The sequence below is a fragment of the Moritella viscosa genome (genome assembly GCF_900120065.1).
Taxonomy (GTDB): Bacteria; Pseudomonadota; Gammaproteobacteria; order Enterobacterales; family Moritellaceae; genus Moritella; species Moritella viscosa.
Genome location: NZ_FPLG01000119.1, coordinates 23,967 through 49,939, shown reverse-complemented (window position 1 = coordinate 49,939; position 25,973 = coordinate 23,967). Strand labels below are relative to the sequence as shown.

General features: G+C 39.5%; 15 protein-coding genes. 14 read left to right on the top strand and 1 reads right to left on the bottom strand.

Annotated features, from left to right (window positions below):
- Positions 1–97 precede the first annotated feature (97 nt).
- The 11 genes from BT797_RS20090 to BT797_RS20040 all read left to right on the top strand — a co-directional run bounded on the left by BT797_RS20090 (position 98) and on the right by BT797_RS20040 (position 18,766).
- Positions 98–6,034 carry a hotdog fold thioesterase gene (locus BT797_RS20090; RefSeq protein WP_075473270.1) on the top strand — a complete coding sequence of 1,979 codons (5,937 nt, stop codon included), beginning with the start codon at positions 98–100 and terminating at the stop codon, positions 6,032–6,034.
- 185 nt (positions 6,035–6,219) lie between these two features.
- Entirely contained in the window at positions 6,220–7,848 is a 1,629-nt protein-coding gene (locus BT797_RS20085) for a PfaD family polyunsaturated fatty acid/polyketide biosynthesis protein (protein ID WP_075473269.1), read from the top strand.
- A 297-nt stretch (positions 7,849–8,145) separates the two neighbouring features.
- Positions 8,146–8,667 carry an ester cyclase gene (locus BT797_RS20080; RefSeq protein WP_075473268.1) on the top strand — a complete coding sequence of 174 codons (522 nt, stop codon included), beginning with the start codon at positions 8,146–8,148 and terminating at the stop codon, positions 8,665–8,667.
- 264 nt (positions 8,668–8,931) lie between these two features.
- Entirely contained in the window at positions 8,932–11,007 is a 2,076-nt protein-coding gene (locus BT797_RS20075) for an alpha-amylase (protein ID WP_075473267.1), read from the top strand.
- Between the two features lie 298 nt (positions 11,008–11,305).
- Positions 11,306–11,758 (top strand): hypothetical protein, encoded by a 453-nt coding sequence (locus BT797_RS20070; protein ID WP_075473266.1) that lies wholly within the window; start codon positions 11,306–11,308, stop codon positions 11,756–11,758.
- A gap of 223 nt (positions 11,759–11,981) precedes the next feature.
- A complete protein-coding gene (locus BT797_RS20065) occupies positions 11,982–12,869 on the top strand; it encodes an MbnP family copper-binding protein (protein ID WP_075473265.1) in 888 nt (295 codons plus the stop codon).
- Positions 12,870–12,874: 5 nt separating this feature from the next.
- Positions 12,875–14,029: a methanobactin export MATE transporter MbnM gene (locus tag BT797_RS20060; protein ID WP_075473264.1), complete on the top strand. Its 1,155-nt coding sequence runs from the start codon at positions 12,875–12,877 to the stop codon at positions 14,027–14,029.
- Positions 14,030–14,034: 5 nt separating this feature from the next.
- The gene (locus BT797_RS20055) at positions 14,035–15,180 is read left to right on the top strand and encodes a hypothetical protein (protein ID WP_075473263.1); all 1,146 of its coding nucleotides are present in this window, start codon (positions 14,035–14,037) and stop codon (positions 15,178–15,180) included.
- Positions 15,181–15,218: 38 nt separating this feature from the next.
- Positions 15,219–15,686, top strand: coding sequence for a copper chaperone PCu(A)C (locus BT797_RS20050; RefSeq protein WP_045110319.1), 468 nt, complete (start codon positions 15,219–15,221; stop codon positions 15,684–15,686).
- A gap of 927 nt (positions 15,687–16,613) precedes the next feature.
- Positions 16,614–16,991 carry a hypothetical protein gene (locus BT797_RS20045; RefSeq protein WP_075473262.1) on the top strand — a complete coding sequence of 126 codons (378 nt, stop codon included), beginning with the start codon at positions 16,614–16,616 and terminating at the stop codon, positions 16,989–16,991.
- Positions 16,992–17,203: 212 nt separating this feature from the next.
- Positions 17,204–18,766, top strand: coding sequence for a methyl-accepting chemotaxis protein (locus tag BT797_RS20040; protein ID WP_045110320.1), 1,563 nt, complete (start codon positions 17,204–17,206; stop codon positions 18,764–18,766).
- A 121-nt stretch (positions 18,767–18,887) separates the two neighbouring features.
- On the opposite strand, the gene BT797_RS20035 is transcribed toward BT797_RS20040, so the two are convergent.
- Positions 18,888–19,745: an endo alpha-1,4 polygalactosaminidase gene (locus BT797_RS20035; RefSeq protein WP_045110321.1), complete on the bottom strand. Its 858-nt coding sequence runs from the start codon at positions 19,743–19,745 to the stop codon at positions 18,888–18,890.
- Positions 19,746–20,234: 489 nt separating this feature from the next.
- On the opposite strand from BT797_RS20035, the gene BT797_RS20030 reads away from it, so the two are divergent.
- The 3 genes from BT797_RS20030 (at position 20,235) to BT797_RS20020 (ending at position 25,910) form a co-directional block, all read left to right on the top strand.
- Entirely contained in the window at positions 20,235–22,121 is a 1,887-nt protein-coding gene (locus BT797_RS20030) for a methyl-accepting chemotaxis protein (protein WP_075473261.1), read from the top strand.
- 584 nt (positions 22,122–22,705) lie between these two features.
- Positions 22,706–24,337, top strand: coding sequence for an endonuclease (locus BT797_RS20025; RefSeq protein ID WP_075473260.1), 1,632 nt, complete (start codon positions 22,706–22,708; stop codon positions 24,335–24,337).
- Between the two features lie 343 nt (positions 24,338–24,680).
- On the top strand, positions 24,681–25,910 hold the full coding sequence (locus BT797_RS20020; RefSeq protein ID WP_045110324.1) for an aldose 1-epimerase family protein: 1,230 nt from the start codon (positions 24,681–24,683) through the stop codon (positions 25,908–25,910).
- The last annotated feature ends 63 nt before the right edge of the window (positions 25,911–25,973 follow it).

Here is a 25,973-nt window from a genome sequence, read left to right as displayed (position 1 = left end):
CTAGTGCGGGCAGATATTAAAAAATCAACAAAATAAGATAGACAGTCCAGGCGGGGTGTTCTCCGTCAGTTGAAATATGGATTTAAAGAGAGTAATTATGGAAAATATTGCAGTAGTAGGTATTGCTAATTTGTTTCCGGGCTCACAAGCTCCGGATCAATTTTGGCAGCAATTGCTTGAACAACAAGATTGTCGCAGTAAAGCGACAGCCGTTCAGATGGGCGTTGATCCTGCGAAATACACCGCTAACAAAGGTGATACGGATAAATTCTACTGTGTTCACGGTGGTTATATCAGTGATTTTAATTTTGATGCAGCAGGTTATCAACTTGATAGCAGTTATTTAACGGAGTTAGATGATCTAAATAAGTGGGGGCTTTATGTTACTAAACAAGCCCTTGCAGATGCAGGTTACTGGGGCAGTGATGTGCTGGACAATTGCGGGGTTATTTTAGGTAATCTGTCATTCCCAACCAAGTCATCGAATCAGCTGTTTATGCCGTTATATCATCAAGTTGTTGATAATGCATTAAAGTCAGTATTGCATCCAGACTTTCAATTAACACATTATACGGCACCAAAAAAAACACATGCTGATAATGCCTTGGTCGCAGGTTATCCAGCTGCTTTGATCGCCCAAGCTGCTGGTTTAGGTGGTTCACACTTTGCATTAGATGCGGCTTGTGCGTCATCTTGTTATAGCGTTAAATTAGCCTGTGATTACCTGCATACCGGTAAAGCTGACATGATGTTAGCTGGTGCGGTATCAGCAGCAGATCCTATGTTTGTGAATATGGGATTCTCGATTTTCCAAGCTTATCCAGGCAATAACGTTCACGCCCCGTTTGATAAAAATTCACAAGGTTTATTTGCCGGTGAAGGCGCGGGCATGATGGTATTAAAACGCCACAGTGATGCAGTACGTGATGGTGATAATATTTACGCCATTATTAAAGGCGGCGCATTATCGAATGATGGTAAAGGTGAATTTGTATTAAGCCCAAACACCAAGGGCCAGGTATTAGTTTATGAACGCGCTTATGCGGATGCCGGTGTGGATCCCGCGGCTGTTGATTATATCGAGTGCCACGCTACCGGTACCCCGAAAGGTGATAATGTTGAATTACGCTCGATGGAGACCTTCTTTAGTCGAGTTAATAACAAACCGCTGTTGGGGTCGGTTAAATCTAATCTTGGTCATTTGTTAACGGCTGCTGGTATGCCGGGCATGACCAAAGCTATGTTAGCATTGGGTAAAGGCCTTATTCCAGCCACGATTAATCTGAAAGAACCACTGCAGTCTAAAAATGGTTACTTTACTGGCGAACAGATGCCGACGAGTACTGTGTCTTGGCCTACTTCTCACGGGTCAAAAACGACTGGTCTACGAACAGCTGGTGTCAGTGTCTTTGGTTTTGGTGGCAGTAACGCCCATTTGGTATTACAACAACCAACACAGGCGCTTGAATCTAACTTTGGTGTTGCTAAGCCCCGTGAGCCACTGGCTATTATTGGTATGGACAGCCATTTTGGCAGTGCGAGTAACTTAGCGAAGTTCAAAACCTTATTAGATAATAACCAAAACACCTTCCGTGAGTTACCTGAGCAACGCTGGAAAGGGATGGAAAGTAACGCTAACGTCATGCAGTCGTTACAGTTAACCAAAGCGCCTAAAGGTGGCTATGTTGAACAGCTAGATATTGATTTCTTGCGCTTCAAAGTGCCACCAAATGAAAAAGACTGCTTGATCCCACAACAATTAATGATGATGCAAGTTGCTGACAATGCTGCGAAAGATGCAGGACTCGTTGAAAGTAGTAACGTTGCCGTGTTAGTTGCCATGGGGATGGAACTGGAATTACACCAGTATCGTGGTCGTGTTAATTTAACAACACAAATTGAAGACAGTTTATTACAACAAGGTATTAACTTAACGGTTGAGCAATGTGAAGAACTGACTAATATTGCCAAAGATGGTCTCGCCTCTGCCGCGCAGCTAAATCAGTACACCAGTTTTATTGGCAATATCATGGCGTCACGTATTTCGGCGTTATGGGATTTCTCTGGCCCTGCTATTACTGTATCGGCTGAAGAAAACTCGGTATATCGTTGCGTTGAATTAGCTGAAAACCTATTTCAAACCAGTGATGTTGATGCGGTTATTATTGCCGCTGTTGATTTGGCTGGATCAATTGAAAACATTACCTTACGTCAGCACTTTGGTCCGGTAAGTGAATGTGGTCCAGTAAATAAAAAGGGTACAAGTAACAACATTTTTGATGAGCAGAAATGGCTGGTCGGTGAGGGGGCTGCGGCTATTGTCGTCAAGCCTGTATCTCAAGTTGCATCACAACAAGTTTATGCCAGCATTGATGCGGTTAGTTTTGCATCAGGCTGCGATGCTCAAGCCATTGCGAGTGCAGCGGATAAAGCCTTAACGTTAGCAGGTATCAGTGCTGCGGATGTGGTGTGTGTAGAAGCACACGCCAGTGGTTTCAGTGCCGAAAATAGTGCTGAAAAAACCGCATTATCACAATTGTATCCAAACGTTAATATCAGTTCTGTAAAATCTACTATTGGGCATACATTCAATGCGTCAGGTATTGCCAGTATTATTAAAACTGCGTTGATATTGGATCAACAGAATACTTTATCCTCAGATCAAAAAAACAAACATATTGCTATTAACGGCCTCGGTCGTGACAACAGCTGTGCACATCTGATCTTATCTGGTTCAGAACAGGTACATCAAGCTGCACCTGCTCCTGTCGGTAAACGCCGTCCGCAGCTGGTCAAAACCATCAAGCTCGGTGGTCAGTTAATTGCCGACGCAATAGTGAATAGTGCCAGCTCATCTTTAGATGTTATCAAGGCGCAGTTTATTGGTAAAACGTTAGGTGAGGTTAAGCAACCTGTCGTTATGGATAACCTGATACCTCAGCATATTCAACTTCATTCAAAAAGTGAACATAAAGCAGTTAATACCAAAGCTTCTAATATCAACGTTGCGCCAATTAAAGTTCCAACTGCAACGTCGACCATTTCCCAATATCAACATACAGCGCAGCCCGTAACGGCTCAGAGCGTTGTTGGAGTGACAGTGAAAAGTAAATCCAGTACAGAAATTTATCAGCAAGCGTCTACGCATCAGGCATTCTTACAAAACCGCTTAGCTGCACAGAAAAACCTTTCACAACTTATCGAACTGCAAGCGAAAATATCGGTTGGTTCATCAGTGCAAGGTCGACCTGAAGCTTCAGCCTCAGAAGTGGCTACGCCATTAACGGTAGTATCGACTGTTGTTTCAGAGAAGCCAGTAGTCGTTGTTAATCTGACAAGTGTAGAAGCACTGGTACAGGCTGAAGCGACACAAGCTGGTTTCCAGATCAAAGGACCTGTTGGTTACAACTATCCGCCATTGCAGTTGATTGAGCGTTATAACAAACCAGAAAATGTTATTTATGATCAAGCTGATCTGGTTGAGTTCGCTGAAGGTGACATTGGTAAAGTATTTGGTGCAGAGTACAACATCATTGATGGTTATTCACGTCGTGTACGTTTGCCAACCTCGGATTATTTGTTAGTAACACGCGTTACCGAGCTTGATGCTAAGATTAATGAATATAAAAAATCATACATGTGTACGGAATATGATATCCCGGTCGATGCACCGTTCCTTATTGATGGTCAGATCCCTTGGTCAGTAGCGGTGGAGTCAGGTCAGTGTGACTTGATGCTGATTTCCTACATAGGTATCGATTTCCAAGCTAAAGGAGAGCGTGTTTACCGATTACTTGATTGTGAATTAACTTTCCTTGAAGAGATGGCTTTCGGCGGCGATACATTGCGTTACGAGATCCACATTGATTCTTATGCACGTAATGGTGAACAGCTATTATTCTTCTTCCACTATGATTGTTATGTGGGTGATAAGAAAGTACTTATCATGCGTAATGGTTGTGCTGGTTTCTTTACTGATGAGGAACTTTCTGATGGTAAAGGTGTGATTCAAAACGATAAAGATAAAGCTGAATTTTCAAATGCAGTTAAATCATCATTTACACCGTTATTGCAGCATGGCCGTAGTCAATATGACTACAGTGATATGATGAAGTTGGTTAACGGTGATGTGGCTGGTTGTTTTGGTCCGCAATATGATCTTGATGGACGTAATCCATCGTTAAAATTCTCATCAGAGAAGTTCTTGATGATTGAGCGCATTACCAAGATAGATCCAACAGGTGGTCACTGGGGCTTAGGGCTATTAGAAGGCCAAAAAGACTTAGATCCTGAGCATTGGTATTTCCCTTGTCACTTTAAAGGTGATCAAGTGATGGCGGGGTCTTTGATGTCGGAAGGCTGTGGCCAGATGGCGATGTTCTTTATGCTCTCACTAGGCATGCATACCAAGGTTAATAATGCACGTTTCCAACCTCTGCCTGGTGAATCGCAAACGGTACGTTGTCGTGGTCAGGTATTACCGCAGCACAATACGCTGACTTATCGTATGGAAGTGACCGCGATGGGGATGGCACCGTACCCGTATATGAAAGCCAATATTGATATCCTTCTTGATGGCAAAGTTGTTGTTGATTTCAAAAATCTTTGCGTGATGATTACTGAACAAGATGAAAACTCAGATTATCCAGTAACGCTGCCGAGTAATGTGAAGCTGAAAACGCTCACGTCCCCAGCGGTTCCAAATGTTTCAGCACCTGTGGTTGTAACAGCCAACAGTGCGGATCTGGACGAACGTGGTGTTGAACCATTTAAGTTCCCCGAGCGCCCATTAATGCGCGTAGAATCAGATTTGTCAGCACCGAAAACGAAAGGTGTAACGCCGATCAAACATTTCGAAGCACCAGCGGTTGCAGGACACCATAGAGCGCCTAATCAAGCTCCGTTCACGCCTTGGCATATGTTTGAGTTCGCAACCGGAAACATTTCTAATTGTTTTGGTCCTGACTTTGATGTCTATGAAGGTCGTATTCCACCGCGTACGCCTTGTGGTGATCTACAAGTCGTCACTCAGGTCGTTGAAGTGCAGGGTGATCGCCTTGACCTGAAGAATCCGTCAAGTTGTGTGGCTGAATACTATGTACCGGAAGATGCTTGGTACTTCACGAAAAACAGCCATGAAAATTGGATGCCATATTCATTGATTATGGAAATTGCACTACAACCAAATGGCTTCATTTCAGGCTACATGGGCACGACGTTAAAATATCCAGAAAAAGACCTGTTCTTCCGTAACCTTGATGGCAGTGGAGCACTACTGAAACAGATCGATTTACGCGGTAAAACTATCGTTAACAAATCGGTATTGGTTAGTACTGCAATAGCTGGTGGCGCGATTATTCAAAGCTTCACATTTGATATGTCAGTTGATGGCGAGTTGTTTTATACCGGTAAAGCGGTATTTGGTTACTTTAGTGGCGAGTCTCTGACTAACCAGCTGGGGATTGATAACGGTAAAACCACCAATGCTTGGTTTGTTGATAACAATACACCGACAGACAATATTGATGTGTTTGATTTAACTAATCAGTCATTAGCTTTGTATAAAGCACCTGCTGACAAGCCTCATTATAAATTGGCTGGCGGTCAGATGAATTTTATCGACACTGTGTCAGTCGTTGAAGGTGGTGGTAAAGCTGGTGTTGCTTATGTTTATGGCGAACGCACTATTGACGCTGATGATTGGTTCTTCCGTTATCACTTCCATCAAGACCCTGTTATGCCTGGTTCATTAGGTGTCGAAGCCATTATTGAGTTAATACAAACTTATGCACTGAAAAATGATTTAGGCGCGCAGTTTAGTAATCCACGTTTCATTGCAGCAATGACTAAGGTTGATTGGAAGTATCGTGGACAAATTACGCCGCTGAATAAGCAGATGTCACTGGATGTTCATATTACCGAGATCATTACTGAAGCAGGTGAAATACGTATCGTCGGTGATGCTAATCTATCTAAGGATGGTCTGCGCATTTATGAAGTGAAGAATATTGTATTAAGTATTGTTGAGGCGTAGCGTCTGCTCAATGTCGCATTGGTTAAAGACGCTTAGTTGGCTTACTTTAATCAATACGACCGAGGTGCTCCCATTAGAAACACTGTGAACTCATTAGATAATAAACGGAATAGTTCGGCTGTTGAACTCACTATTATTTAAAATATAAATAAAGTGTTAAGCAGCTGCAAAAATAGGAATGAAGTATGTCGAGTTTAGGTTTTAATAATAGCAACACGATCAATTGGGCTTGGAAAGTCGATCCAGCGTCAGTGCATACGCAAGATGTAGAAATTAAGGCCGCCTTGATGGATCTGGCTAAGCCGCTTTACGTGGCGAATAGTGTCGCTAATAATTCGGGTGTTATGGGTATTACTAACCATACTTCAGTATCTGGTGCAATCAGCAACAATGTTGACGTTGATGTACTGGCATTTGCACAAAAACTTACCCCAGAAGACCTAGGCGATGCAGCTTATAAAAAGCAACACGGGGTTAAATATGCCTACCATGGTGGCGCAATGGCGAACGGTATTGCGTCGGTTGAACTTGTTGTCGCATTAGGGAAAGCGGGACTGCTATGCTCTTTCGGTGCCGCAGGTTTAGTTCCTGATGCAGTTGAAGATGCAATCCGTCGTATTCAAGCAGAATTGCCTAATGGCCCATACGCGGTTAACTTGATCCATGCACCAGCGGAAGAAGCACTTGAACGTGGCGCGGTTGAACGTTTTCTAAAGCTTGGGGTTAAAACCGTAGAAGCTTCAGCTTACTTAGCGTTAACTGAGCATATTGTTTGGTACCGTGCTGCTGGCTTATCTAAAAATAGTGATGGCACTATTAATATCGATAACAAGGTTATTGCTAAAGTATCGCGTACAGAAGTTGGCCGTCGCTTTATGGAACCTGCACCGCAAAAATTACTGGATAAGTTATTAGTACAAGGGAAGATTACACCACAACAAGCGGCATTAGCACTGTTAGTGCCAATGGCCGATGATATTACTGCGGAAGCTGATTCAGGTGGTCATACTGACAACAGACCATTTTTAACGCTATTGCCGTCTATTATTGGCCTGCGCGATGAAGTTCAAGCTAAGTATAACTTTTCTCCTGCATTACGCGTAGGTGCTGGTGGTGGTATCGGTACGCCGGAGGCTGCACTCGCTGCATTTAACATGGGCGCAGCTTACATAGTGTTGGGCTCTGTTAATCAGGCTTGTGTCGAAGCTGGTGCATCTGAATATACTCGTAAACTATTATCTACCGTTGAAATGGCCGATGTGACAATGGCACCTGCGGCTGATATGTTTGAAATGGGCGTTAAACTACAAGTATTAAAACGTGGTTCTATGTTCGCTATGCGTGCGAAGAAACTGTATGACTTGTATGTCGCTTATGACTCGATTGAAGATATTCCTGCAGCGGAACGTGAGAAGATTGAAAAACAGATTTTCCGTTCAAACCTTGACGAGATTTGGGCTGGTACTATTGCTTTCTTTACTGAACGAGATCCTGAAATGTTAGCGCGTGCGATGAGCAGCCCTAAGCGTAAAATGGCACTCATCTTCCGTTGGTACCTTGGTTTGTCTTCACGCTGGTCAAATACAGGTGAGAAGGGCCGTGAAATGGATTACCAGATCTGGGCTGGTCCAAGTCTAGGTGCATTTAACAGTTGGGTGAAAGGATCTTATCTTGAAGATTATACCCGTCGAGGTGCTGTTGACGTAGCTTTACACATGCTAAAAGGCGCCGCGTATTTACAACGTGTAAACCAGTTGAAGTTGCAGGGTGTGAGCTTAAGTACTGAATTGGGGAGCTACCGAACTAGCGACTAATATTAGTTACTGAAATTAAAATATAAAAAGCTTCTTGGGAGACTGATGATCCCCTGTTATAGCTGCTTAAGCGCAGGTGACGGGGGAACAATAAGCTAAGATGATAATTAAAGTTGTAGATTTACCAGCCGCTAAGGTCGAACTTTTTATTAGATGTTTCTGACGCTACGTATGGTTAGCCTCAGAATTATACATTATTCATTCTAAGTAAATAATGTATTTGATTTTATGCGTATTATGATTATCTCATGTATATGTTATAAAAGTTTTTCGGCTAATAGCTTTACAGAGAATTTTATGAACAAAATATTAAAAAGCATTGTTATTTCATTACCCTTACTATTTATTTCAAATGCGTATTCAGCTGAACTGAAGCCGGAAGTTATAGTTTCGGAACAATTATCGGATACTACTTCGCAGTTAGAAATAAAAGCAGCAATGACGTATGCTAAATTTTGGAATACAGGTAAGGAATCCTATGCCCGTGAAGCATTAGCAAAAGACTTTATTGATATGACACCACCCGAGGGGCGAATTCCTGGTGTTGAAGGAGTACTAAAAGCATCGAAAGACTTTCGCAGTGTTGTCCCTAATCTTTCGGTTGATGTCGAGCACCTTTTAGTTGCCGGTGACTATGTGACAGTTCGTTACCGTTTCAAAGGTAACTTTACTGGAACAATGGGGAATATAAAAGGAAGTGGACAACAAATCAATTTTAATGCTGTTGACGTATATCAAATAAAGAATGGCCAAATTTATAAAAACTGGCATTTAGAAGACTATGCAACGTTTAATCAACAGGTTGAAAGTGCTATTTAGACAGAGGTATCTCATTATATTTCAGGTGGTTAGCTAGAGTTTTGGAGTCTATCGCCAGTTGATTCGTTGCCAGCATCTGCAATTGATATAATTACGTCTGCGTTACTGTACCGTGCTACTGATTTATTTTTCGCAGATTCTACTCCCTGTTTAACTAAAACTGTGATTTGATCAACTATTTGGGGCGTAGTTTTGCAGGATGATGTCTGACCAATGGTTCCGTTTTATTATTATATTAATTAATGGAATAACTTAGGTTTGAAGATGAAATTAAATAAAATAAGTCTTGTACTCATGCTTGTAAGCCCAAGCTTGTTTGCTTCACCCAATCTAACCATCTCAACCAGCACTACTAGTCGAGATTTCTTGCTCACTAGTGAGTCTCCGCTGGTGGTTCCACTTACCAAAGCAAGCTATACCTTAAATGTTACTGGAATTGAAGGAAGCTGCATTAAGCCAAAAGAACAAAAGGTAAGGTTTAGTCAACCACTGGCTTTAAATTGCGATTCACCGACTGAATTGCCTATTAAAATCAGGTTTAATGGTGATTATGCATTCATATTTGATGCTGAAAATAAAACACTGTTAATAAAACGTCAGCCCAAAAAATCCACTGACAAAGCATTCAAACGTCCTTTACCACAAGTGCAATGTGACGTCTATAAAGGTGGAGAGGTTACTATTAACCTTGCCGATACCTATAAAGATGGCACTCAATTAAAAGATAAACTAAGCGGGCAAGTTGTCACTGTTATTCAACAGCAAGTAACCATTACGCCTGCAATTAATAGTGGGGGATTAATATTATTAGAGCCACTAAAAGGTCAACTCAAAGAAGCTAAATTTAACTGGCGCAACGCAAATATTTATTTTGTTATGATTGATCGTTTTAATAATCAAGATACAAGCAATGATAATAGTTATGGTCGCCGTAAAGATGGAAAAGATGAGGTTGGAACCTTTCATGGTGGCGATTTAAAAGGGGTTATTGAGAAGCTTGATTATATTAATAGCTTAGGAACAAGTGCTATTTGGCTTTCACCTATTGTAGAACAAGTACGGGGATTTGTCGGTGGTGGTAACGCTGGCTCGTTTCCATTTTATAGTTATCACGGCTATTGGGCTCGTGATTTTACTAAAATAGATGCGAATTTTGGTAATGAAAATGATCTCAAGCGTTTGGTTGAAGAAGCGCATAAGCGGGGCATTAAAGTGTTACTCGATGTCGTCATAAACCACCCCGGATATGCCACTTTAACAGATTTACAGTGTGATCAAATTCCTGTCGTAATTCCCTCTCAAAGCTGGCCTGCGCAATGGAGCGATTGGCAACCTATTGCGGGGCGAAATTGGCATAGTTTTAATGACAATATTGATTATGATAATGCTGCATGGAGTCAGTGGTGGGGAGGTGATTGGGTCCGTGCTAGTTTACCTAATTATCCAAAACCAGGCTCCAATGACCTTACGCTTTCACTTGCAGGGTTGCCTGACTTTGTCACAGAATCCACCAAGTCTGTTACTCCTCCACAATGGCTATTAAATAACCCCGGAACACGAGTCATTAGCCGTGATAACTATACTGTAGCGGATTACTTGATAGAGTGGCAAACCGACTGGGTGAAGCGTTTTGGTATTGATGGTTATCGTATAGATACTGTAAAACATGTGTCTGGTGATGTATGGATGCGCTTAAAACAAGCTGCAACCAAAAGTTTAAATGATTGGCGCGAAGCGAATGATGAAACAGGACAACCATTTTGGATGATGGGAGAGGTATGGGGGCATAGCGCTTACCGTGGCCCTTACTATGATGACGGTTTTGACGCTCTGCTCAATTTTGATATGCAGAAAAAAATGGATGAAGGGGCTCTCTGTTTTAGCAAGATGGCCGATACTTACCAACATTACGCAGATACACTCAAAGAAAAACCCGACTTTAATCCTGTGAGTTATATGTCATCTCATGATACAGAGCTTTTCTTTGGACGATTTAAGTCATTTGAAATGCAGCGTAATGCAGCCAGTGCCTTATTGCTAAGCCCTGGTGCTGTTCAAGTTTATTACGGTGATGAAGTGGCAAGAAATATAGGCGCTTATGCAGATGATTTCCATCAAGGAACCCGTTCTGATATGAATTGGTCATTGGATGCTAACCGCCAGCAATTACTTAAACACTGGCAAACACTCGGACAATTTAGACTGGCTCATCCAGCTATTGGTGCCGGGACTCATAAGGAGATTAAGCAACAAAAGGGCTATGCATTTTCTCGTACGTTAGGTGATGATAAGGTTGTTGTTGTATTTGTAGGTAAACAGGGTACAGAGACATTAAAATAATCACACCTTTGTGGTTATGATTACCTCAATGCTGGGAGTTGGCTATGGCTGACTCTTGGTCAAGACTCTAGCGCTAACACATTACCCTGCTTAATATTACATTCAGCATTATTTTCCCTACAACGTTTTATTTGTAACTGCGTAATAAACTGTTACAAATTATTTAATTAGAGTAAAAAATCAACAGTCTACTTGTTTTGTTATAACTATTGTCACTAAAGTGTGAATTAATTATTACAATTGTAAATGTTGTTTGCTAATATCGGCGCCGAGTAATTTTGACGGTATATTGATTCGAATGCATAGAATAAGAAATAAGCATGTATTTCAACAGGTAATGGCATTTTTTGTCATTATTGCTTTGCTATTTCAAATTTATATCGCCGCTACAATCGCTTTAAACCCAAGTGAAGTACTGCAAAAAAATTGGTTGAGTAAATTACAAGGTGAAAAGATCTTGCTGTGTACACCGCAAGGCTTTAAGTGGGTTAGTGTGAACGAACTCATTACTCAAAATAGTGACGGTTCTCATTCCGCAGAGGAAGACCATCAATCGCTGCAATTTAGCTGCCCACTTCTTAAAGCATTCCAACATTTTATTGTTTTTGCCGTTCTACTAGTATATTTACTGTCGGTATGGCTTAATCGCTCGACTCCTCGTGCCCCACAATATAACTATACAAGTTACCAACAAAAAGTATATTTATCATTCGCGCCTAAACAATCACCGCCTTTTGCCTTTTATGCATGATATATGGCGACAAGGCTAAGTTAACGTTTAAATATAACTCAGTCTAGTTATCCCATTATTACGCATTTCCATCACTAAACATTTATTTTCACTTGCTCCAATCTCGTGATGATTTTACGCACGTTTTTAACGATGTTTTGCGTCTATTACCATTGGTCTTGTGATTTTTTGGCTGCCTGTTAGCAGCCTATATTTTGGAAAAAGAGTTAAAAGGAAGTCAAATATGTGGACTAATAAATTATTGGCAATGGCAATTGTTGGCGCTTTATCTGGTTGTGCTAGCAGTACTACTAGTTCTGAAAATTCGGTGCAGCAACCCCCAACCCCAAACGTGATAACCACACAGAACGTCGAAATAAAATTTGCTGCTCGTGTCGGTAACGAAGATATTTCATGCGTGCCTATGTTGGCTCCTGTTGGTCTAAGTAACCAGATCCCTGAGTTTAAAGATGCGCGTATCTATATTTCAGAAGTCGCGTTGCTGAATGATGCTGATGAGCTGGTTAGCGTAACGCTAAATCAAGATAAAAAATGGCAGTACCAAAATGTTGCTCTTCTGGATTTTGAAACCGGGACAGACAGTTGCAGCAACGGTAATACAGCGATTAATAATGTGATTAAAGGTACCGTTCCAAGTGGCAACTATAATGGTATTCAATTTACCTTAGGTGTTCCTGCAGAGTTGAATAACTATGGTATTGATGGCGATGATGCAGTATCTCCGTTAGATGTTATGGGGATGAATTGGAGTTGGCAGATGGGGCATAAACATCTGAGAATGGACATTAAAGGCTTGATGATTCACCTCGGCACTACGGGATGTGAACTTGTAGATGCGGATGCTGAAAGCGTGGATTGCAGCAGCTCTAGACCAAATCGTCCGAAATATCAATTTGATAGTTTTAATCCTGCGAACAACAGTATTGTCTTTGACTACCAAGAATTGGTGTCAGGTATTGACATTTCTGATACAGCATCGTCAATGTGCATGTCATCAAATTCAGGTAGTGTTTGTCAGCATATTTTTGATCGCTTAGGTTTAGATCTAACGTCAGGCCAATGCGTTGATGGCGACTGTAGCGCTGTGCAAACTTGGATCGAAGTGGAGTAATAATAATGTCAGCAAACCATATGATTCGTTTGCTGACATTACTCGCCATGGCAATCATGGCGGGTTGTGACAGTGAATCGAGCTACGAAGTTATACCACCGAGTACGCATAATACCAACCAGTTTGATTTTCAAACCGGTTCATTACCTATGCCTAAAGAACCTGCAGATAACTTGGCGACCGAAGCTAAGTTTCAGTTAGGTCGGCACCTGTTTTATGATAAACAATTATCGGGTAATCAAACATTCTCATGTGAGTCTTGTCATCATCAAGAACTTGCATTTAGTGATGGCTTAAAAACGCCGAAAGGTTCAACCGGAGAAGTGTTGCACAGGAACTCTCAAACACTGACCAATATCGGTTATAACGCCAGTTATACTTGGGCAAATCCTTTGCTCAAAGAGATTGAAGACCAATTGATTATTCCTATGTTTGGAGAGTTTCCGGTGGAGATGGGGATCCATGATGCCAATCGTGATGATATTAAGGCTCGTTTTAATAACGAGGCAAAATACCAGAATATGTTTGATATGGCGTTTCCAGACCAACAGCAGGCAATTTCCTTTCCAAATATAATTAAAGCACTAGCGGTGTTTAACCGTGCCCTTATTTCCAAGGACTCTGATTTTGATAAAGGCCGACTAAGCTCCTCTGCGCAGCGCGGTCAAAATTTATTTAATAGCGAAAAAATGGAATGCTTCCATTGTCATAATGGTTTTAATTTTAGTGACTCGACACTCCATGATAAAACGGTATTTGTGAGTAGACCCTTCTTCAACACCGGGCTTTATAATTTGGATGAGGAGGGCGGCTATCCTGCAATTGATCATGGCTTGTTTACTGTAACTCAAAAAACTGAGGATAAAGGTAAATTTAGACCACCGACATTACGAAATATTGCTTATACCGCACCGTATATGCATGACGGCAGTGTAGACACATTGGAAGAAGTATTAGCCTTCTATGCTGCAGGCGGCCGTAACATCACCAGTGGCGAATATGCTGGTGATGGGCGACAGAATCCGAATAAAAGTGAGTTTGTAACGGGTTTCTCAATGAGCGAGCAAGAGCGTGATGACTTGTTGGCTTTTTTGAATGCGCTCAGTGATCCTGTTTTTATTCGTAATCCCCGTTATTCCAATCCATTTAAGGCGGAGTAGGTACAATGAAAAAGAAGTATATTTTAGGTTTGGTCTGCACCCTGTTTAGTGCATCCCTATTGGCACATGGAGATGAATCAAATCTTCTTGAACGTAGTGATTTTGGTGGTAGCCTGTTTGCCCAATTTGGTTATTATCAAGACAGTCGACAGGCTGAGACTTGGTCTATTCCTGGGGTTATCACAGGTGATAACGCTGTACACCGTGAGCAAGGATTACAGCTGATGCATGGTGAAGTCGCTTTCACCGTGAGTATCGAATCAGTACTGGCCGGACACCTTATACTTGGTAGTCATCATGCTGAATCTGCAACTGTTGAAGAACTCTGGTTACAACCTGATATTGGGGAAAACTGGCAACTTCGGATTGGCCGACAACTGACAGATATAGGTCTGTATAACGCTACTCATGACCATGATTGGTTGTTTGTTGATGCTAATTTATCACAACAGGCGTTTTTAGCCAGTCAATATAGTGATGATAGTATTCAATTGAGTTGGTCCGATGATACGCAGCAGTTTACTACTTGGATTGGTCGTGGAAACGGCTACCCGGCATCAGTGGATAAAAGCAGCGCTATACCACATGCTTATGGTGTAGCATATGAGTGGCAGTGGTTTGGAGAGCAAAATAGCGTGTTGCTTAAAAGCTCGTTGACGCACTTTAACGCATATCAGCGCGGTGACGATGAGAAAACTGGACATACGCACGGTAACGGTAACGATATTAGTTTTACGGGGGATACAAACTTAGTCAGTCTGGGACTACAGTGGCAGTGGATGGCGTTAGGCTGGGATATTGAATGGATGGCACAACAAATTGATGCAGACCTAATTGATAGCCAGCAATTTCAAACTAAACTCGATGCTACAAACCAGGGCATAAGCTCACAGTTATATTGGCAATGGCAGGATGTCCAAGTGGCATTTCGTTACGACGCCTTACTCACTGATAATAAAGTGACCCAAAATAGTACTGAATTTGCGAACGTATTAGACAGTAAAGGCCATAATCCTGAGCGACTCAGCCTCGTTATGAACTGGTTTGTTGACGATAATCAAATCTTGCGTGTCCAAGGTAACTTTGACCAAACCCAAGAACAAAAAGAGCAAGCTTTCTGGTTGATTTATCAAGGTAATTTATATTGGTAAATCGTGCTTTCTAAAAACAAATAAATAATAGGTTTAATATGATAAAGAAAATAATTAGTGCATTCCTGATCATGACAAGTTTTGCTTTTTCTACACTCGCCGTAGCCCATGATTATACTCAAGCACATATGCGAATTGACCATCCTTGGAGTCGATTAGCAGCACCAAACAGCAAAGTAATTGCGGGATATTTTCAGCTTAAGAATAACTCAACGAAAGACGATTACCTGATTTCGGCATCTACGCCTATTGCTGATAAGGCTGAGATCCATATGCATGCTATGCAAGATGGCATGATGATAATGAAAAAGATTAACAAGGTAAAAATTGGCTCGATGAAAACAAAAAACTTTGAACCAGGTGGATTGCATTTAATGATCTTCAATCCTAAATATTTACCGAAAAAAGGAGAACGATTTCCATTAGAGTTGAATTTTAAATATGCAGGGAAAATCACCGTTGACGTCGCGATTGAAATGCAAGGCCATGTACATGACCACCATTAGTGATTAATATAGTTAATTAAGCTACGTCAGGGGGATTCCCTCTGACGCTTGATAGCAGGTAACTATGTTAACAAGCGCAGTTCTTCACTGTTCAATGCGATAGTGTGAATTCTCAAAAATCATACGCAGAATTATCAGGCTTAATCCGAATAATGCCACCCATAAGCCTGAAGTCGAATTTCTAGACGCCAAAATAAACCTCTCTTAACAAAATTGGGAAGGTTATGAGCTCAGATAGACTCATTACCAGTCAGTACAAAAAGCCCAGTGAATAAACAACATTTCAACCGAGCCTTATCAATTTTAATATTCATTTTTCTCAGCCAAAGCTATAAGCAGTAAGATAAAGACCTATAGACGTAATGGATAATGATGCCGTAAGTCCGAATGTTATTAGTTCAATCATATTTTTACTTTAGTGGTGGGGGATGCACTAAAGCTAGCCCTCGATTTATCATTGGCAAAAGCAATGAATACTTTGGTTTAAAGTTGTGAGTTAGTTTACTGTCATTAACATTGGGGTGTGATGCTTGTCTTTATTTTGAAGATAAAGCTTAAAAATTGTTGTTTTACTTGGGAATTAAATAATGTAGCATTCTCTATGAGGCTTGCTCCGAGCCGCCTGCTCGCGGAAAGGATATAAAAACCAGGGGTTGGTATTACACTCATTTGAGTGGTGAGAAATTGCATATTTACCTTTTCTTTCTAATGGCGAGCTTAGAAATAAAGAATGGTGAATTTATGAATACACGAAATACATTTGTATTAAATTTAGGTTATCTAAAATCTCAAGCTAAACGCCGTCTTAGGCTTCTCAAATCAAACGAAGAGCGACAATGGACTCTCGTTAGACAATATCATCCAAAGCAAAGTCTCACATGAAAATCAATAAAGTTGACAGATATTCAGCTAGTTATTGCGAGGGATATGTGTGTCAACAGTTGGTCAGCGCTTAAAGCACATATCCAAAATAAGAATGCTCACCTAACAGCAATAAAGCTTGGTGATGAACCACTTGATAGTGACTTAAACACGCTGCATGTGCGGTGCGGTCATGATTTACAAAAACTACTGACCTCGGCAGGATTTGTGGGTAAGTTTCTTCCATGGATTGATCCTTATTGTGTTGGACCTCTTTATCTCAACGAAGACAAAATGTCAGTTACCAGAGCCAAATACGTTGTCGATAACTATTTGTCTGTGATGACACCAAATGAAGCTGTCTGTTTACTCATATCACATAATTTACAAGAATTAATTGAAAAATGGCCTGTATTACTTAGTGACTTCAATTGCAAAAAGTAGATTAAGTAGTTGAAAAACCACCTTAAATGAATAAATTTTAATGTCCTCTGACATGACGCATGTTATTCTTATTTATCAATCTATGTTCTGATTAATAAACGGAGATAGAATATTTGAGTTATTGTCACCTGCTGATTTTAGATGATAACAAATGAAGTGAATACAACGTATTTAATTTATTTATCTGGATGATAGTACTAAGGATTTCGTATATGAAAAAATTAATATTAATAACGGTATTTATTATGTTCGCTATCGCAGCAATAACAAGTATCACCTCTACCTCTTATATATCCAATCAAAAAATTGATGAGATTATATTGAAAAAATCTCAAGCAAAGGCTGAAGTAATTGCTAAAAACGTCGAGTATGTATTACAAAAGTCTTCCCAGCCATTGGTTGATTTACAAGAGTTAGTACTGTCACTTTCAGAGCGTTCAGATATTATCTACGCGGTTTTCATAGACCGAAAAATTCAGGCCGTTGCACATAGCGATATAAACAAGTTAAATAAGATTTATAAAGATACCTACACTATTGAGGGGGCTGGGAAAGGAGAGCAAAAGTTCTCTAAATGGTATGCGGATGTACAAAAAATGTGGGTGTATGACATAATGGTTCCCGTTTATGATAAGAATGGTGAGCTATTGGGTGCTTTTGATATTGGCATCCCAATTTCAGAAGTAGATAATGCTGTAGTAGATATTGTTATCACTCAGTTAATTGCAATCGTTACTATCTTTCTGATATGTGCCTTCGTGTTGATGTGGCTACTGGGTCGATTTTTCAAACCGCTTGTTGGCTTGCAACAGGCATTAGAAGATATATCAAAAGGCGATGGAGATCTTACCGTTAGATTACCAGTACAAGGAACAGATGAAATAGCCCATATTTCTGAAGCATTCAATATTTTTGTGGGTAATATTAATGAAATAATTTCTCAGGTTGTAGAAACGGGTTTAGGTATAGGTCGTTCAGCGACTGAACTTCGCAGTCAGTCTCTCGTTGGGCTATCAAGAGGTCAAGTGCAAAGCGAACGAACGTTATTAGTAGCAAACTCAATAAATGAAATGATTGCGACTATTAATGAAATATCGCAAAATGCTTCGGGTGCTGCAAATTCGGCTAATGGTGCAAATAGCGAAACTCAAGCTGGGCGTAAAACATTGCAAGACTCATCTAATACCATCAATAACCTTGGTGGTGAAATGAATAACATGTCATCGGTTATAACATCATTAGCTGAAAGAACACAGTCAATCGGGTCCATACTCGACGTGATAAGAGGTGTTTCAGAGCAGACTAATCTCCTTGCTCTTAACGCTGCAATTGAAGCAGCCCGAGCAGGTGAGGCTGGCCGAGGTTTTGCTGTAGTAGCAGATGAAGTTAGAAATCTAGCTACTAAAACGGCACATTCAACTGATGAAATTCAAAGTATGATTAATCAGTTGCAGCATGAGGCAAAAAATGCAGTAGAGGCGATGGAGAGTAGTCGATCTTTAACAGAAGAAGGTACGAGAACCACGACACAAGCGCAGGAAGTACTTGAAAAAATATCAGTGCAAGTAATGGCTATCCTTGATATGAATACCCAAGTCGCAACGGCTACCGAAGAGCAATCTTGTGTAGCGAATGAAATCAATATCAACATGGATTTGGTGAATAACTCTGTTCAGGAAGGCTTAATTTCTAGCCAGGAGCTTGAAGCTTCGAGTAAAACACTGGAGCAGCTTGCTCAAACTTTAGATCTTCATGTCGGTTCGTTCAAAATATAATATTGAAGGCTTCTTATTCTAAGGGCTCTTTATTATTTTCAAATAGTGAGTGTGACGACGTCATGCTCACTATTCAATTAACCTTTCAGTCATCATTCTCAACTCAGACTTATTTCCCATACTATAAACAACTTATCCTGAACTTATCATCTAAGTTAAGTGGTAAAATTAATGTACTGAATTTAAGATCAATTGATGTACTGCATATTTTAATTTTATCTGTTACATATTCTTTTTTATATTCAGCATTCAAAACTGCTTTGTTATTTTCAATGAAAGGCAACATCAATTCGCATTCATCATATTCAAAGCATTGTTCATTTACTGCAAAGTCATAATAATCGACGAGCTGAACTATTTGGTCTACATCATTTTTTAAAGCGACTGAGAGCCCATTTTTATGTGCTTCGTTTGCTAAGAATCGGTTATAAGCAAGCTGTTCATCGGCACTAATGTTAAAGCCTGAATTATTGACATAACCATCCATATTATCAAGTTCAACACCATCGCAACCTTTTTCATAAGCAAGTTCCAAACGGTTTTTCATAATTTTATGAACATTGTTTGAACGAACATCTAGCCACATTTCTCCTTCCCAACCGTCTAAAGTGTTGCGGTAATCATTAGTTGAAAATTTATTAGCATCAATACGCCAATTCTCATAAGAGCCCGCTGAAAAATAACAAATGACCTTTTTACCTGAACTTTGTAAATCGAGAATTAAATTTTTAGACGAATCAAATAAATCAATATCATAAATTTCAGCATTATACTTGTTATTAATTTCACCTAATAACTGCCACTGCCAAGTAACATAAGGTTGTGGCCGATACCAGTCCCCCTCATTAAAAGGCGCAACATTAACCGGAAGTAAAGTATTAATGATTTTATCACTTGGTTCTTGCACAGTTGAAGAGCTGCCTCCATCACAACCAAGCAGTAAAGTAGTAATGAAGATAGGTAATAATTTCATTTTCATAATATGTTTCCTTTAAATTTAATCATATTTACTGTTGGTATTTTTATTATGATTCAACAAACTTGTTGTATTTAATATTCTTTCAATAACAGTATGTCGTGTCCATAAGTTATTATCTCGGTATTCCTCTGACTTTACTCTAATACCCAGTTATATAACTCATCACCGTAGTATCTGGAGAATAACAATCAGTACTGTTCCATTGCCATTTAATTAAACTTATCTGTGATTATCTTTATCGCTGAATTTTTATTGTTTATTGGTAAATTAGCGATGATCTTGATTGTTCATAATATTCAATTTTTAGGATGTAGATCAATAGGAGTAGACATTATAGTGTTAAATTATATCGTTTCATGTGGTTATACAGTATATTCCTTCGCCACAGGATAAAGTGATGTTCCTGAAATCACAGTTCTAAAATCATTTAAGGTTTTATTATGAAACCAATAATATGTCTACCATTAATATAATAAAAAGGAGGGGGTAATGAGTGCCAGAAATAAGCTTATGCTGTCTATAGGTATTTTGATTGCTCTAATTATTACTGTACTATCTGTTCTGGCTTATCGCCAGATTAATGATTCGTCAACCCGTGACTACCGCAACAATTTGTCTAACGAATCTTTTCTAATTGCTAAAGCTGTTGAAGGTAAAGTTGAAAGCTATTTTGTTTCATTGGAAAGTTTATCTGCGGCACTTGCAGTAGAGCAAGGTAGAGTCGTTATTGATGACAGAGCAATCGAATTACTCGTCAACAATAAGGAACGCATGAAAGTTCTAAACTTTTTTGTCGGTATGCCTGATGGTACAACATATGACGTGTCCAACAAGGGGGAAATTCCCCAATTTAATGCTAAGCAAAAGCAGCGTGAATGGTTTATTAAGGGGATGTCTGGAACCGACAGAACAGTAACCAATCCATTTATGGGTACAACTGGTGATTTAACTATGGCCATAGTGATACCTCTGAAACAACATGGTCAGGTAATCGCGGTAATCGGTATGAGCCTTAAAATGAGTGATATCACTGATTACGTTAATGAATTATCCTCGAAATCTAATCTCTTTGTTGCTAGAGAGGACGGTTTTTTGATGGCTGCCAGTTCCCCTGACTTTATTGGTGAGAACCTCTTTGATATACGTCCTAGCTATAAACAATACGCAAAAAAAAGCAGTAGTGAGCACACGTATACGCTGCCTAAAGGTGATGTTTATGTTGTTTCGTCAAAAATTGATTCATTGCGTTGGACTGTTTGGGCTTGGGTTATGTGGGATGACATAAATGCTACGTCAGATTCAGCTGTAAAGAGTAATTTGATTTTTGGTTTGATATTTATGGTTCTGGGTATTTTTAGTGTTTACTACCTTATCACCAAGCTAATGTATGTTCCAATTGGTGGAGAGCCAAAAGAAATTGAAGCTTTAGTGGATAAAATTGCTAGTGGTGATTTAACCAATATTCCTCAACTCGATACGGATAGTGTTGGTGTGTATCGCTCTACGCTTATTATGGCAAACAATCTCAAAGATATTATTTCTGATATTAATCAATCCTCTCAAGAACTTCTTCATGTTTCGACCCAACTGGGAGATTCATCGGGGAAAGTAGACAGTTCGTCTAAATCTCAAATGATGCAGTTGGAGCAAGTCGCTACAGCAATGAATGAAATGACGGCTACTGTGGCTGACGTCGCTCAGAATGCAGTTGAAGCTTCACGCTCTTCAGACGGTGCAACTCAAAGTTCGAAGCATGGCCTAAGTGTTGTGGCCCAAATGAATGAGGATATTACCAGATTGGTTGGTAATATTGGCCATGTGCAGGAAGTCATAACAAGTGTTCAAAGTGAAACTGAAAATGTTGGTGGGATACTAGATGTGATCCGTGGGATTGCAGACCAGACTAATTTACTTGCGCTAAATGCAGCCATTGAAGCGGCTCGTGCAGGTGAGCAAGGCCGTGGATTTGCAGTTGTTGCAGATGAAGTTAGGACGTTGGCTACAAAAACGCAAGAAAGTACTAACGAAATACAGTCGATGATTGAAACTCTTCAAGTACAGGCTTCTCGCTCAGTTAGCTTGATGATAGAGAACGCATCTAGTGCAGAGCAGACATTGATTAAATCAGACGAAGCAAGTAGTTCGTTGGCTAAGATTGAAGCGGAAATTCAGCTCATTCAGGATATGAATAATCTGATAGCTACCGCAGCGGAAGAGCAATCTCAAGTTGCGGCTGAGATAAATGAAAATGTGGTTAACGTAAATGATTTAGCAACGAGTACTGCTGAGGATGTACAGGAAAATGTGCATACAGCAGATAGCCTAAATGCTATGGCTACTCGACTTAGTGATACTATTCGAATATTTAGAGTATAGAATAATCCTGATAGTATTGACTCCAAAGCTGAACGTTATATTTAAATGACAAAGCCTCAACTAAAGTTGGGGCTTTGTTGTATCAGCGAAATGAAAAATAATAGTATAGTTATGCATTACTCTTCTTTATTTATCTCATTATAAAAATTAGGCAAGTTGGTGCTGGAGATAACGTCAAGCACGATACCTACGCAAAAAAAGAAGAATGATGATGCTGCGAAACTAGCTTTATACACCTTCGATAAATCATCCATATATATGAGCAGTATACCTGCACAAAGAATAGCCATTACAAAGCTGCACCGATAGGTGAATGCTGATAGTTTCTGTAATATATGTTTCTCTCTGACTGGCTGCATTAGTTATTTCTCATTGATGTGATTTCAATATCCTAAGTGTAATCATGAACGTTGAATGGTGCATTGACTTTAGTCAACTATGACTAGTTGATATTTACACTATATCTCTCGTTTTAGCTTAAAATAACAAAGGAAACTTGATAACTTTTATATGTGCAATACATGTCATTTTATTTTTATGCAATATGTATATATTGTCAGCTCAAATAAAAATAAGGTAAGTCTATGAAATATGAAATTTTATCTCTTTCTATAGCACTATGTGCTTTACAAGGTGTATCCGCGCAAGTTAATAATGGTGATTTTGAGCAATGGAGCGGAAATACTCCTGAGGGGTGGTCTACTATAGATAGTGGTTTAAGTGTATTCGCCTCATCTGAACAAACAAAAACGGGGGCACACTCGGCAAAGATAATCGTCAATACTGGTACTCAAAGTAATACTGATTTCTTACAATCCGTAGGTGTGACAAAGGGCACCACTTATCATTTTTCTACGTCGATCTTTCACACCGAAGGCAAGGTAAAAGCCCGTTTGTATGTCGATGGCTATCGTGATTACAGCATTCCAACTAAAACTAATGAGTGGCAAAATATTAGTTATAGCTACATAGCAACAGCAAGTAAGGATATTGTTGTAGGCGTGCGCTTTTATGATATCGCTGGTTTTGATGGTTCAGAAGCTGTTTATTTAGATAATTTCCAACCGACAGAATCAACCTCGATACCACCAACCCCACCTGCAAGTTGTAGTGATGCGACAGCGACATTTACATTGGTGACAGACAACTATGCATCTGAAACTAGTTGGGTACTAAAGAATAGTGCCAGTGATGTAGTGTTTTCTGGCTCTGGTTATAATAATGATACAACCAATATTAAATCTATGTGCTTAGTTGATGGTGATTATACCTTTGAAATCAGTGATTCGTATGGCGATGGTATTTGCTGTAATTCCGGTAATGGTTCTTTCAAGATTGTATCTAATAATAAATTACTTATTTCTGGTGGTGAATTTCAAAAAGTTAAGACTGTCAGTTTCAATATTGGTAATGCTGAACCTACGCTACCAACTAAGCCTCCCGTGTTTGATACTTACTATAAACAAGCTGAAGGGCTAACTGGATTTCCACTAAAGTCAGCACTTTATAATATAATCCGTAACCATAACAGCCAAGGCTATGGTCGAATTTGGGATTTAGTCAAAGTTGCAGACGTGGATTCTTTTTATGAAAAAGATGGTTCAATTTTAGACATGTACTCTGAAAAACCTGTGACTAAAGACAATATTAACTTTACTAAAGTGGTTGATCAATGTGGTCAATATAAACAAGAAGGTGGTTGCTATAACCGTGAACATTCATTTCCTAAAAGTTGGTTTGGCGGTAAAGTTGAACCGATGAACTCAGATGGACATCATCTTTTTGCTACGGATGGTTTTGTTAATTCGAAGCGAAGTAACTGGCCATTTGGTGAAGTAGGTCGTGCAACTTATACATCAAGTAACGGTTCTAAATTAGGAACTGCTCGTTCAGGTCTAGGTTATTCAGGTGCAGTGTTTGAACCTATTGATGAATTTAAAGGAGATTTTGCCCGTGCATATTTCTATATGGCCACGCGTTATGAAAATGAAATTGCAAGTTGGGAAGGTAATAGCAGGAATGCTAATGAGGTACTTAACGGTACAAATACTACCGTATTCGAACCATGGTTGCTGGATATGCTGAAACGCTGGCATAAAAATGATCCAGTTAGCCAAAAAGAAGTTATTCGAAATCAAGCTGTGTTTGATTTTCAAGAAAATAGAAATCCATTTGTGGATCATCCAGAATTTGTAAATGCTATTTGGGGGCTTTAGTAATTATTCGCAGCCGTCATTAGTATTATATTTGAATTACAAAGCCTCAATGAAAGTTGGGGCTTTGCTATTTATGGAATAACCTTTAAACATTTATTCTGTTTATATCTTATAAAGATCTGTGTAATTGATTTTAGTCGACCAATATTACCCTGTACTTTTGAGGTGAAGGGGAGGTAAGCAAGTCTACAGCTTAATAACATGCTGAAAGTGATTCACCAATCAAATAAAATTAAAAGAATGTGAATTTAATAACGTTTTATAATTTGTCTACTTGAATGGCTGCTTATTTTTGTTATCTATACACTTGCTGAAACGATTCAGCATGATAGAGGATAATATTATGAAGTTAATTTCTTTATTTACCACTTTGCTTCTTACTTTCCCAATAATTTCAAATTCATCAGAATTTATTCTTACGGATGCTAAGACTGGTGTAGATGTTGGTGATTGGACTATGAATAACATGAAGCTTGGTATTCAATCTAAAGTGGACTTTTCCATCGAGAAAAAACGTTTGTACGGTGGTAAGCAGGCGGGGGTTGATATTGTTATTGTGCGAAATGGTGAGATGGAGATTACTCTTGTTCCGACTCGAGGAATGGGGATCTTTAATGTTAAACAGAAAGATCAGCGCATATTAGGTTGGGACTCGCCTGTAAAAGAAATTGTTAATCCTATTTTTATCGATCTGGAAAGTCGTAACGGAGTCGGGTGGTTAGATGGCTTTAATGAAATGTTGGTTCGTTGTGGTTATGAATGGACTGGACATCCAGGCATTGATGATAATGGACAACTATTAAGTCTGCATGGGAGAGTGCAGAATACCCCTGCTTCTAACGTAAAAATTGTTATTGAAGATAATCCGCCTTACGCAATTTCTGTTATTGGGGAGGTCTCGGAGCTGACGTTTAAAAAATCGAATCTCGTTACGACAACAAAATTTAGCATTATTCCTGGTAGTCAGTCATTTTCTGTTCATGACACCCTAACTAATAAATCTGATTATGATGACGAATATCAGGTTATTTATCATTCTAATTTTGGTTCTCCTATATTGGAAAAAGGTGCAAAATTTACCGCCGCTGTTAGTGAAATATCTCCTTTTAATAATTATGCGAAAGCTGGACTTAAAAATTGGGGAACCTATTTAGGGCCAACAAAAAACTTTGATGAAATGGTTTTTAACTTCAAGCCAATAGGGGATGAAAATGGTAATACTCTGGCAGTATTACACAACTCATTGGAAAATAAAGGGGTATCTGTTGCATACAATATTAAACAACTTCCTGTTCTTACCTTATGGAAGAATACAGATACGTTGAATCAGGGGTATGTAACGGGGATTGAACCAGGTACCAGTTATGCCTATAGCACTAAATATCAGCGACCACTGGGTTTAGTACCGAAAATTAAAGCAGGCCAGTCAAAGCAATTTGATGTGACTTATACTGTATTAAATAGCTCATTTGAGGTGAAGTCAGCCTTGGGGAAAGTGTTGGAAATACAGGGTAATCAGGTAATTAAATTAATTGAACAACCAATTGTCGACCTAACGAATATAAGCGAATAGCAGTGACTACATCTGATAAGCAGAACTTTGAATTCGCAATTGGAAGGTCGTTGATAATTAGGG

What these genes read in the sequence shown, in the direction of transcription:
- BT797_RS20090 (WP_075473270.1), top strand. Translation starts at nt 98, where the DNA reads ATGGAAAATATTGCAGTAGTAGGTATTGCTAATTTGTTTCCGGGCTCA.
- BT797_RS20085 (WP_075473269.1), top strand. Translation starts at nt 6,220, where the DNA reads ATGTCGAGTTTAGGTTTTAATAATAGCAACACGATCAATTGGGCTTGG.
- BT797_RS20080 (WP_075473268.1), top strand. Translation starts at nt 8,146, where the DNA reads ATGAACAAAATATTAAAAAGCATTGTTATTTCATTACCCTTACTATTT.
- BT797_RS20075 (WP_075473267.1), top strand. Translation starts at nt 8,932, where the DNA reads ATGAAATTAAATAAAATAAGTCTTGTACTCATGCTTGTAAGCCCAAGC.
- BT797_RS20070 (WP_075473266.1), top strand. Translation starts at nt 11,306, where the DNA reads ATGCATAGAATAAGAAATAAGCATGTATTTCAACAGGTAATGGCATTT.
- BT797_RS20065 (WP_075473265.1), top strand. Translation starts at nt 11,982, where the DNA reads ATGTGGACTAATAAATTATTGGCAATGGCAATTGTTGGCGCTTTATCT.
- BT797_RS20060 (WP_075473264.1), top strand. Translation starts at nt 12,875, where the DNA reads ATGTCAGCAAACCATATGATTCGTTTGCTGACATTACTCGCCATGGCA.
- BT797_RS20055 (WP_075473263.1), top strand. Translation starts at nt 14,035, where the DNA reads ATGAAAAAGAAGTATATTTTAGGTTTGGTCTGCACCCTGTTTAGTGCA.
- BT797_RS20050 (WP_045110319.1), top strand. Translation starts at nt 15,219, where the DNA reads ATGATAAAGAAAATAATTAGTGCATTCCTGATCATGACAAGTTTTGCT.
- BT797_RS20045 (WP_075473262.1), top strand. Translation starts at nt 16,614, where the DNA reads ATGTGTGTCAACAGTTGGTCAGCGCTTAAAGCACATATCCAAAATAAG.
- BT797_RS20040 (WP_045110320.1), top strand. Translation starts at nt 17,204, where the DNA reads ATGAAAAAATTAATATTAATAACGGTATTTATTATGTTCGCTATCGCA.
- BT797_RS20035 (WP_045110321.1), bottom strand. Translation starts at nt 19,745, where the DNA reads ATGAAAATGAAATTATTACCTATCTTCATTACTACTTTACTGCTTGGT.
- BT797_RS20030 (WP_075473261.1), top strand. Translation starts at nt 20,235, where the DNA reads ATGAGTGCCAGAAATAAGCTTATGCTGTCTATAGGTATTTTGATTGCT.
- BT797_RS20025 (WP_075473260.1), top strand. Translation starts at nt 22,706, where the DNA reads ATGAAATATGAAATTTTATCTCTTTCTATAGCACTATGTGCTTTACAA.
- BT797_RS20020 (WP_045110324.1), top strand. Translation starts at nt 24,681, where the DNA reads ATGAAGTTAATTTCTTTATTTACCACTTTGCTTCTTACTTTCCCAATA.